Below are 9,039 nucleotides of genomic sequence, written 5' to 3' on the forward strand. Positions count from 1 at the left end.
GGACCACCACTAGTAAATAGGGAAATTGGTTCTCACTAATCAAAATGTAAACCAATGAAACCCAAAAACCTGACACTTTCGGTATTGGCCATTCTGGCCCTTTCTTTTGCGATTTTTTCATTTACCACTAAGCCTGGGCCTAAGATTGCTTATGTGCGAACTCAAGAATTGATGAATCAATATCATGGAATGATTGAGGCACGTGAAATTTATAAGAATCAAGATGAGGCCTGGAAGGTAGAGATGGAACAGGCATATCGAACTTTCCGAACAAAAGCTCAACAGGTCGATGCAGCACCAGGAAGTCTGGAAGAAGCACAATTGAAGAATGAGTACGAGCAGCTTCGAACGAGGGAGCAGGAGTACAAGGAAAAATCTCAAAAACTGGATGATCAATTGACTCAGCGTGTTCTTGACCAGGTAAATGGATTCATTGAAGAATATGCTGAGGATCATAGTTACCAAATGGTTTTGGGAACCACTCAGGCCGGAAATCTACTTTATGGAGAAGAACAACTTGATATAACCAAAGATTTAATCAATCAACTAAATCAACATTACGACCAAAAATGAGAACCTTTTTATTGCTGGCATTGCTATCCGGATGGATGGTGATGCTAACCTCGTGCCGTGGAGGTGCGAGTATCGAGTCACTCAAGGAGTATCAAAACTATGTGGCCCAAGAGAGTAATGGCTACACTAAAGAGTATACCGTAAAGGGTAAGAAGTTGAAAATGACTTACCTCACTCCCGAGTATATTGCCTTTAACGAACTCAAGAATTCTGAAAGCCGATCATCTGAAGATTTGGATAGTCTATTAGCTGTAAACCGTCAAACACGAGTTTTTCTTTTATCCATATCTGATGCGGAAAATTCGGGCAAGGATATTATGTATGACGGAATAAGCAGCTATAGCGAATACAAGGAACGAAACCTTTCCATGAATTTTGATTTTAAGGAGTTTATTTCCTTGCATACTTCAGATTCAGAAGAATCTAAATATCCGGTATTGGCTTCCTTCGTGAATACCTATGGACTGGGTAACGAAAAACAAATTTACCTGGTTTTTAGCCCTGATAATTTAGATGGCCCCTTGCTTCATGCCGATGAGTTAAGGGTTAGTTATCAGGATGACATTTTCCATACCGGGATTCATCATTTTACCTTCCATAAATCACAAATTGACCGACCCTTAGAAGCGGGGTTTCTCAAAAAACTATTCCAATCATGATACGCAGAAAAAGTAAAATTCTCAAGGTGTTGGCCTGCTTAGTGGCCTTCAATTTTCTATTTGAAATGATTTGGCCAACCGCCGTTTGGGCGTTAACGTCCGGGCCAACATCTCCCGAGTTCAGCAGTTTTGAACCGGTAAGTACAACCAACATGGTTAACCCTCAAACAGGGCAGTTTACCTACAATTTACCGGTGGTAAATGTCCCTGGCGCAAATGGTGGGGGATATGCCATGTCCTTATCTTATCACAGTGGAACCTCTTCAGAAGAAGAAGCTTCTTGGGTAGGATACGGGTGGACCTTAAATCCCGGATCCATTATGCGTGGAAAGAAAGGACATCCAGATGATTACAAGGGGGAGAATGTTACCTATTGGAATAAAAACCGGAAAAACTGGACCATGAGTGTTGGTGGAAGTACGACCGTAGAAGCTTTTAGTGCTGATATTCCAATTGGCATCAACGGTTCCATTCGTTATAACAACTATAAAGGGTTTGGTTATTCGGTTGGTGCAGGACTGAACATTTCTAAAGGGCTCATTTCTCTTGGAGTAACCAAAAGTGACGGAGACTTGAGCTTTGATGCCAGTGTAAATCCGGCTGCTCTGTTTGGACGAAAAAAGAAACAAGCTAAAGAAACTGAAGAGAAATCTCAAGTTGTTTCCTCCAAAGAGGATTTTAAGAATTTGACTGAAGCTGAACAAAAATCTTTTGTCGCGGATCAAAAGAAGAAAGCTCGTGAACGCACACAAACCGTTGGTCAAACGATTCGCACCAAGGGAAGTAACTATGGGTTACAGTCTTTTGCGATTACTGAAAGACCAAGTCAGGTATCGGGATACACAGGAACATCGGTAAATCTTACCTATTCTGTGGAGCCCATTCCAGGTGTTATTCCAGTAGGACCTGAATTTGGATTGAATGCCAATTATTCAGAACAAACACCAGTCCCCAATACCGATCATGATGCGTATGGCTATTTCTACAATGCCGATGCCTTGGACGACGATGAGGCCATTATGGATTATACCCTAGAAAAGGAATCAACTTATAATGTAAGAGATAGATATACCTCCATACCTCATTCGGGAGCTGATCAATACAGCTTGACAGGTGAAGGTTTAGCCGGTGGATTTAGATTGTGGCACGACAAAGCAGGACATTACCGTCCTAATCATGTAAAAAGTAGAACAATTATAACCCAAACAGGTGCTGAAATTCAAGCTATTACCAATATTGGATTGGGCGGAGACGTTGGTCTTGGTCAGCAAGTTCTTGAAGTTGAGGGAAAATGGAAAGCAAATGGAAATGTTGGGGAGTATCAATTTAATACGGACTCTGAAGAATCCAGATTATTTCGATTTCACAATGACTTAGGAGGTAGCGTTGAGATGGGGGAAACCGGAATTGTTCAGGCTGATTTGAAGCGTGAAAATGCAGTTCCAGGTATCCGAAAATTTAGCCCACAAATACCTTCAAGTGCTAAGAAAAATATAACCTCAAAAGTAGCCGGTGAAAATCGGGTAGGTAGATCTTCCTATATCGGATATCATACTTATAATCAAATGGATGATGATATATCCGGGCAAGACGCCGGGTACAAATCGTACAACAAGAATTCAGAAGTTAAATCTTTTATAGATGGTAGCAATTTGCAAGATGCGGTTGGTGAGTTTGCCATTTGGAACGAAGATGGTAATCGGTATTTGTATGGACTACCAGTTTACTCGCGAAATGAGAAAAATCTGAACTATGGATTGGGCGGAGTAAGCGCTGCATCCATTGATTCTAATCATACTGTACATGCCACTTTTGATAAGCCTAAGGATGCTGAGGTAGTGATAGGAGAAGAACGTGATGCTCCTTATTCCACGATGTATTTATTGACCGAGATTACCACTCCCGATTATGTGGATATAACTCAAGACGGTCCAAGTAGGGATGATCTTGGAGGATATACTCGATTTGGGTATAGACAAGTTTACGGTGGAACCGATAAGCGAAATACGAGTGATGAAAATTTTTACAAATGGAGAATTCCGTACTCAGGATTGATGTATCAGCGGGGTACTATTTCCGATCAGGCCGACGACATGGGGGCCATCATGATGGGTGAGAAAGAAATTTACTATTTGAAAACCATCGAAACTAAAACGCATGTGGCCGTATTCATCACGAATAAGTCCAATTTTCAGGTCGGGAATAAAACCTTTAGCGGATCTCAAAAGCTTCGTAAAGATGGATATGATGCAGAGCATGACGAAGCCGTAGCCTCAGGTCAGTCCAGTGCCCAGGGAGTGAATGAACTGGAGTATTTGGAGAAAATTGAATTGTATAAGGTGGACGAAAATGGAAATCCCACTGAACTCATACGAACTGCTCATTTTGATTACGACTATTCTGTGGTTAAAGGACTTCCGAATAGCCCTACAGGTTCAGGAAAACTTACCTTAAAAAAAGTGTGGTTTACTGCCAATGGAATTTATCCAGCGAAAATCAGCCCCTACCAATTTGGGTATAAATACAGAGGCAAAGGATTTTATGCTCAAGAGGTAAAAGATCGCTATTTGGATATCTGCAGTTATTCAAAAAACTGGAATGCCGATGAACAAAATCCAAGGTATTCGAGGTTCCAATTAGACGCTTGGGGAAATTACCAAGACAAAGGAGGGCAGCGTTACCTGGAAATGAAAACCTGGTTGGATCAGAATCCGAATGAAAATAGATTTGATCCAGCGGCCTGGCAACTTAAAAGGATAACCCTACCTACTGGTGGCGAAATACACATTCATTACGAACAGAATGATTATCAATATGTCCAAAACCGAAATGCTATGGCGATGGTAGCATTAACGAATGATTCGAAAGATGATTTTGGACTTATTCAGGAAAATAAATTCTACTTGAATACCCAGGAGCTTGGCATAACTAATATGCTCCAAGAGAATGAGCTCATGGGTCTGATCAAGAAATTGCTAATTGATAAGGAAGAGAAGATCTATTTTAAGTTTCTCTATGCCATGATTGGCCTTTCTGCGGATCTGGATAAATGCAGCTCAGAGTACATTAACGGATATGCCACAGTGAAAGGTGTTGGCCGAGACGGCAATGGTGTATGGATCAAATTGGGAGACGATACTGATTTTTCAGTGCCGAGAAGTGTTTGCCTTGATTTCGTAGAAAACGAGCGAGCGGGCAAAATGGACATGACCAACAATTGCGATGCTTCTGTATCTGGACTTGAAGGTGCTTATAAAACCTCTGGAAAAGAACTCGCCATGGCTCTTTTGGGGAAAATTGGAAATACATTTAAGGACGATGCAGTGAATTGCCTTGCTGTGAATTGGGAGAAATCTTATTTGAGAATTCCGCTTCCATTTGCCAAAAAAGGTGGTGGTGTCCGTGTAAAAAGACTTCTAATGTATGATGAAGGTCTTGAAGCTGGAGATGCCGTTATGTATGGGAATGAATACTTCTACAAGACCTATGATGCGGATCTGAACAAAACGATCTCCAGTGGAGTAGCCTCAAATGAACCAGGAGGATTAAGAGAAGAAAATCCGCTGATTGGTTTCTTGCCAAAAAGAGAAGAAAAGAAGCTTTACCATCGAATTATTTCCGGAAAGGACAAGGAAGAATTTGAAGGACCTTTGGGAGAGTACTTCCTTCCTTCTGCTTCGATTACTTATAGTGAAGTTCATACCGTTGGAATTCACCGCGGTGCAACAAACTCTGGATTTACGGTCGCCAAATATTACACGACCAAAGATCATCCCTATGATGGAATGCTTAAGGAGTTGGGCATCAAAGGGGCAGATGTGACGACCAAAAAGCAGAAGAAAGATTGGATGCTAATTCCGGCCATATATGCCAATTATTCGGTCAATAATCTTTGGGTGACTCAGGGGTACCAATTCATTAAAACCAATTTTGTGGGAAGACCCAAATCTGTTGCGTCATACAGTGGATTTTATGACTCACGGAAAACCTGGAAATTGATTTCTTCTACCGAACACCAATATTACCAGCCCGGTGAAAAAATTCCGATGATGTATGATCTCGATGATATTCGGTTGGAGGAACCAGGGAAAGACATGGAGCTATTGTTTGAGCAGCGCAAGGTGTCTGATGTTATGAAGGATGCTAATTTGGAAGGGGATGTGAGCGTTGGATTAGCGCTATTTATTCCATTGCCTTTCGGATCTGTATTTCCTTCCATTACTTATGCCGAAAAGGAGCTACATACCCATGTTACTGTGAAAACGGTCAGTTACCCAGTTATTGAGAAAAGTGTGAGAACGTTTTCGGATGGAATTTATCATCATTCAGAAAATCTGGCCCACGACCCTTTAACAGGTGGAGTATTGGTTCGCCGAGATAGAGATGGATTCCACGGACTTGACTTGGAGCAATCTGCCAGCCATGACGGGTCTTATACCACGTATAATTTCCCAGCCTCTCGTTACTACGAGCGATATGGCCAAAAAGCCATGAAAAATGGCAAAACGGTAACCGCAACGGCCAATACTTCCATGAAACTGAATTATGCATCCCCACACAGTTATCACTTGGAATTTACTCCAAGCAATGGTGAAAGCTCATGTGACTTAATGGGCCAGTTAGGTGCTGGCGATTTGGTTGAGGTAACAGAAAATATTGGAGTTACAAAGCTGCAATATGGGTTATTTCATGTAGGCAAGGCTACCGGGAATGATCTTAGATTACACCCACACCCTGAATACTATAATTTGCAGAATGCATCCTCTGGAAATGTAACGGTAAAAATTGTGGAAAGTGGACGAAATAATCGACTTAACACAAGTGTCGGAAGTATTACAACCTATGGTGATCAAGAAGCTCCTCAAGCTTACTCTATCAACGCTACGGCTCTAAGTGCTCGAGAGAAGTTGGTAGATTCTTTGAATCTGATTCTTGCCAACGGAGGTAACGGTACCATCTTGGGGGCAAATCACAGTAGCCTTCAAGCGAATGCAAGTGGCTGCGTGAACATGCCCTATAACATGTACTTGAATTTTGATGGGGACAATAATACAGGAACTATCGAATATTACCCGAAAGATTCTGCTCGTATTTCCTATACCTATACCGAGTATGTACAGAATTCAACTTTAGACGAGACTTTGCCGTGCCCAGGCCTTACTCCATTCAATGACCATTGTATCAACCATTGGAAGGCTGCCTTTGGTACACCTGGTTGGGCTCCATGGGATCCCATTCCCGAGTCTAATGAAGGCCAGTTTTTGTTCCATTGTGAAGATAGTACTCAGTTCTGGGGAGAAGGAATATATCAAAATGATGTTAACCTTACTCCAGGGCAGAGTTATGTACTCGATTTCTACTTCAAAATGTTTCCTGGGGATACCCTCTGTGAGTATGGATTTTATATGTGCGACAAGGATAGTAGTAACGTACCGGTAATGGGTCCAATTCACTATCCGCCACATGATTTGCAGCAACTTCCCTTAGGCCTTAAAGGTAGACGACTCTACATTAGAAGAAATGCCACAGAGCCCGTATGGACCAATGTTCGAATCAACTTTGTTCATGATCTGCCAAACCGCAATCAATTGGTATTCTTCGGAGCCCAGGTAATGGGATGTGATTCCGTTTGTCGTTTTAAAGGAATCATTGAATCCATGGAAGACCTTGGAATCATGAAAGGTAAAACCTGTCCACCTGATGCTCAAATCTCAATAGCCAATGTTCGCATCTATGAGAAGGATTCGTCCAACAACGTGTTGTGTACCGACAACTTTGACCTTTCCGGCGGAATGGGAGAATTTAAACTCAATCGGAAGACTGGTCAGATTGAATATTATACAGAAGATAATACGTGTTACCCGTACACTTTTGGCACTTGTTTGGATCTTTGTCCTGATGCCGGAGATCGTTTAAAAATGGGTAATGTGTTGGCTGCAAATGCCAGTTATCCAGATGATTACTGGGTATATCCGAGAAGTGTCTTGCAGCAGTCTGACATTGCAGAGCCTACAACGGCCACGGCACGCAATCCGTATGCCTTTGCTCAAGAAGGAAAATGGAGAACCAAGTCCTCCTATGTTTACCGTACCTCCATTGTTGGGGGAGCAGATGATTCTCCTTCAGCTGGAGAGAGGAACTACAAGAATGCCGGTGTATTTGATGAATTTACGTTGTTTGATTGGGAAGAATTATCAGCAAATGATCCAAAGTCTTGGTTGCTGGCATCAACCGTAACCCGATGCTTACCCAATGGAGAACCTTCCGAAGAGGTAGACGCTCTTGGCATTCCATCCTCGGCTAGATTTGGTTATTACCAAAGTTACCCGTATATGGTTACGCAGAATGCTAAATATGACTTTACATTTTTTGAAAGCTTCGAAATGCAATATGAGGACCTGGATAACCCTGGGACTTATGTAACAGAAAATGAGTTAACTGCAACCGGAATAGTTGACACCGAGAAGCACTCAGGCGAGCATTCTTTTGAAATGTCTGCGGGCGGTGATCCTCTAAATTTACCAGGATTGACTCTTCATGTGGAAGATACCAATACACAATTTGCCGTTCGTATGTGGGTTTATGAAGACCCGGCCACATCAGGTTGTGCCAGTTTAACACTGCAGAGATCGGAGGGCGGTTCCTGGGCTGAGATCGATTCCTTTAAGACTTTGGCTTGGAGCGGCAAGTGGAAGTTGGTAGAAGCTGTGGATGACCTAAGTACTCCTTTCAACTTTAGTGTACAGGTAGGGTTTTCCTTTGAGTATTATCGCATTGCCTATGATCCACCCATGATTGCATGTGGTTCACCAACCTACGCATATTTGGATGACATTCGATTTATGCCGCTTGAGGCACAGGCCAAATGCTGGGTTTATGACCCAGTAACTGGAAGGGCCATTGCTAGCTTTGATGACCAGCTTTTTGGAACTTACTATCAGTATGACGGGGAAGGAAAACTACTCAGGAAAAAACTGGAAACCGAGCGAGGAATAAGAACCGTTAGTGAGTCTTATTATCACACACCAAAAACGGTTAATAGACCTTAATCTAACCTTAAAATATACACTTATGTTACGTCTAATAGTAGTATTGACCAGCCTTAGTTGTGCCCTGAATTTGAGTGCACAGAATGTTTCCCTGGAAGTGATTAATCAGGTAAAACAATTGTTTACACAGATTAATCCCGATCAGAATAAGAACAATACCGACCATGTTTACTACCTGAACTATTCCGTGCAAACTGTTGCACGGGATAGTTTGGTGACAGCTCCGGCAGATATGAATCTAAAGGTGTGGATGAATAAAAGTGGCCTTTACCTTAAATGCGAAACCTTCGAATTGGTTCAGGATAAGGAAGATAGCTACATGATCATGCCTCAACGTAGAACCATTTTTTGTTCGGATGGGTCTTTAAAAAAGAACAATGTTTCGGTTATCAATACCGGTGCGTTACGTGATTCATTACTCGATCATGCTGAATTGACCCGGATCGAAGAGCTGGAGAACGGATACCGAAAAGCCATATTTGAAATTGCGGATAAGCGATTTAAAATTGATCACATTAGTGGACTAGAAGTGGTTTACCATCCAGGTAAAAATTGGCTGGAGTCCGTTTTGCTAACCTATGATACTGTTCACCCTCTACTTTCTGCATCGTTAACCTTTCATGAGATTGAAAAAGACTATCAAAAAGACAGTCCTATTCCAACGTCAGCGTCTGAATTTATTTGGGCGAGTAAGAATCAAGTAAATCCTCGTTTCGAGGGATACAGACTCATCAATAACAAACTGAAATAAGGACAAC

4 protein-coding genes are annotated in these 9,039 nt (G+C 41.9%); all 4 read left to right on the forward strand.

Annotated elements, in window-relative coordinates:
• Positions 1-54: 54 nt before the first annotated feature.
• Genes KFE98_14400 through KFE98_14415 form a run of 4 tightly spaced genes read left to right on the forward strand, consistent with a single transcriptional unit; the run spans position 55 to position 9,032 of the window.
• On the forward strand, positions 55-573 hold the full coding sequence (locus KFE98_14400; protein ID UTW61198.1) for an OmpH family outer membrane protein: 519 nt from the start codon (positions 55-57) through the stop codon (positions 571-573).
• Positions 570-1,232 carry a hypothetical protein gene (locus tag KFE98_14405; GenBank protein ID UTW61199.1) on the forward strand — a complete coding sequence of 221 codons (663 nt, stop codon included), beginning with the start codon at positions 570-572 and terminating at the stop codon, positions 1,230-1,232. Before KFE98_14400 ends, KFE98_14405 begins: the two co-directional genes overlap by 4 nt.
• The gene (locus tag KFE98_14410; GenBank protein ID UTW61200.1) at positions 1,229-8,281 is read left to right on the forward strand and encodes a hypothetical protein; all 7,053 of its coding nucleotides are present in this window, start codon (positions 1,229-1,231) and stop codon (positions 8,279-8,281) included. The genes KFE98_14405 and KFE98_14410 overlap by 4 nt, the downstream gene beginning before the upstream one ends.
• Before the next feature lie 22 nt (positions 8,282-8,303).
• On the forward strand, positions 8,304-9,032 hold the full coding sequence (locus tag KFE98_14415; protein ID UTW61201.1) for a hypothetical protein: 729 nt from the start codon (positions 8,304-8,306) through the stop codon (positions 9,030-9,032).
• The last annotated feature ends 7 nt before the right edge of the window (positions 9,033-9,039 follow it).

It is taken from the genome of bacterium SCSIO 12741 (assembly GCA_024398055.1).
Lineage (GTDB): Bacteria > Bacteroidota > Bacteroidia > Flavobacteriales_G > Salibacteraceae > SCSIO-12741.